The 1865-nt window shown below is 70.2% G+C and carries 2 protein-coding genes; both read right to left on the bottom strand.

Annotated features, from left to right (window positions below; all coding sequences use genetic code 11):
• Positions 1–700: AfsR/SARP family transcriptional regulator (locus FKP22_RS29030; protein ID WP_141291627.1), on the bottom strand; the 700-nt coding region annotated here is incomplete at its 3' end.
• An 84-nt stretch (positions 701–784) separates the two neighbouring features.
• A partial coding sequence (locus FKP22_RS29025) for a DEAD/DEAH box helicase (protein ID WP_141291625.1) occupies positions 785–1865 on the bottom strand: 1081 nt, incomplete at its 5' end.

Below are 1865 nucleotides of genomic sequence, written 5' to 3'. Positions count from 1 at the left end.
AGCGCCAGTGGTTGTCGGTCAAGGTCAGCACCTCGCGCGCGCCGCGCAGGTCCGCATGGGCAACCAGCAGATCGATCAACCCGGCAGCGAGGTCTTCGTCCAGCGGCTCCTGCTGCCAGGCGGCGCGGGCGGCAGAAATGGCCGCAGCGGTGCGCCCTTGGGCTTGCAGCCAACGGCTCAGGGTGCGAACGCTGGCCAGGCCCGTCTGCCGCCAGCGTTGACGTTCTGGCCCCAGCCAGTCGTCGCCGGAGGTCAGGGCGTCTGTGGAAAAGCCTTCGAGCAGCGGGCTCAACCAGATCTGTGCATCCCCCAGGGCCGCAAGGCTGAGCTCTGCGTCGGCAGGGGCTTGCTGTTGCCACTCCCGCAGCAGGTGCAGGTCGACCAGCAACTGCGCGTGCGGTCGCAGCCGCACCTGCTGGCGCTCGACCTCCAGTGCCAGCCCAAGTGCCAGCGACCCCAGGCCCTGGCTCGCATCGGCCAGCAACTGGCGCAGGTTGGTCAGGGCGGCGGCTGCCGGCAGCGCCGGCCAGAGGCGCCCGGCCAGCACGCTGCGTGGCTGCCATTCGGCGGGGTGGCAGGCCAGGCAGGCCAGCAACAGCCAGGTCTTGCGATAGCGGAAACGAATGTCGCGTGCGGGCTCGCCCAGCCAGCTCAGGCGGGGCTGTCCCAGCAGGCGCAGCAGGCAATGGGTAGCTTTCAAGGTACAGCAGGGTTGGCGTGCGCGCCGCAGTATCTCTGCGCTTGGTCCTGTGGACGATCCCCAGGCTTGGGGTTGCGCGGTGCGTCAGCCGGGCTTTTGCGTTTGGCGCTCGCCCTTGGCGCTGGCTGCGGCCTCGCGCAGCTTGTCCTTCTTGCTCTTGCGCTTGCCCTTGATGCCGCCATTCGGGTCCAGCCCGGTGCCGGCGGGCAAGGGCATGTCGCCGCTGTCTTCCTCGGCCGGCGCAGCCGGCGCGGCATGGTGCACGTGCGGCTCGAAACCGGCGATCTGCTCACGTGGCACGCGTTGGCCCTGGCGGTTCTCGATCAGCCGGAAATGCGCTTCGGTGGCCGGCGTGATGAAGCTGATCGCTTCGCCTTCTGCGCCCGCGCGGCCAGTGCGGCCGATGCGGTGCACATGGTCCTCCGACGAGCGCGGCAGGTCGTAGTTGACGACCAGCGGCAGTGCGTCGATGTGCAGGCCGCGCGCGGCCATGTCGGTCGCCACCAGCACCTGCAGCTTGGCCTGCTTGAACGCATGCAGCATGTTCTGTCGCGCGCCCTGGCTCAGGCCGGCGTGGAACGGCTCGGCCGCCACGCCCGCCAGCGCCAGCTTGTGCGCCACCTTCTCGGCCGCATGCTGGCTGGCCACGAAGACCAGTGCACGCGCGTCCTGCTTCAGCTCGATGCGCTGGGCCAGCAGGTGGCGCAGCAGCGAGGTGCGGCGGGTTTCCTCGACCACCAGCGCGCGCTGGCGGATGTCCGGCCGCGCCGTGGTCAGGTTGCTCAGGCGGATCTGTTCAGGCTCTTGCAGCCACTGCTCCGCCAGCGTGGTGACGGCCGGCGGGAAGGTCGCCGAGCTCAGCACCGTCTGCCGCCGGGCCGGCAGCAGCGCCAGCACCTCGGCCAGCTCTTCCTCGAAGCCCAGCGCCAGCAGCCGGTCGGCCTCGTCCAGCACCAGCGTCTTGACTTGGCCCAGCGACAGCGCGTTGTGCCGCACCAGGTCCAGCAACCGCCCGGGCGTGGCGACAACGATGTCGGCCCCGCCGCGCAAGCCCATCATCTGCGGATTGATCGACACGCCTCCGAACACCACGGCGATCTTCACCAGCCCCGGCAGGCTGTGCGCCAGCTCGCGCAGCGTCTCGCCCAGTTGCAGGGCCAGCTCG

It is taken from the genome of Ideonella azotifigens (assembly GCF_006519715.1).
GTDB lineage: Bacteria > Pseudomonadota > Gammaproteobacteria > Burkholderiales > Burkholderiaceae_C > Ideonella > Ideonella azotifigens.
The sequence above is the reverse complement of the archived record's forward strand: the minus strand, read 5'-3'. Positions and strand labels throughout refer to the sequence as shown.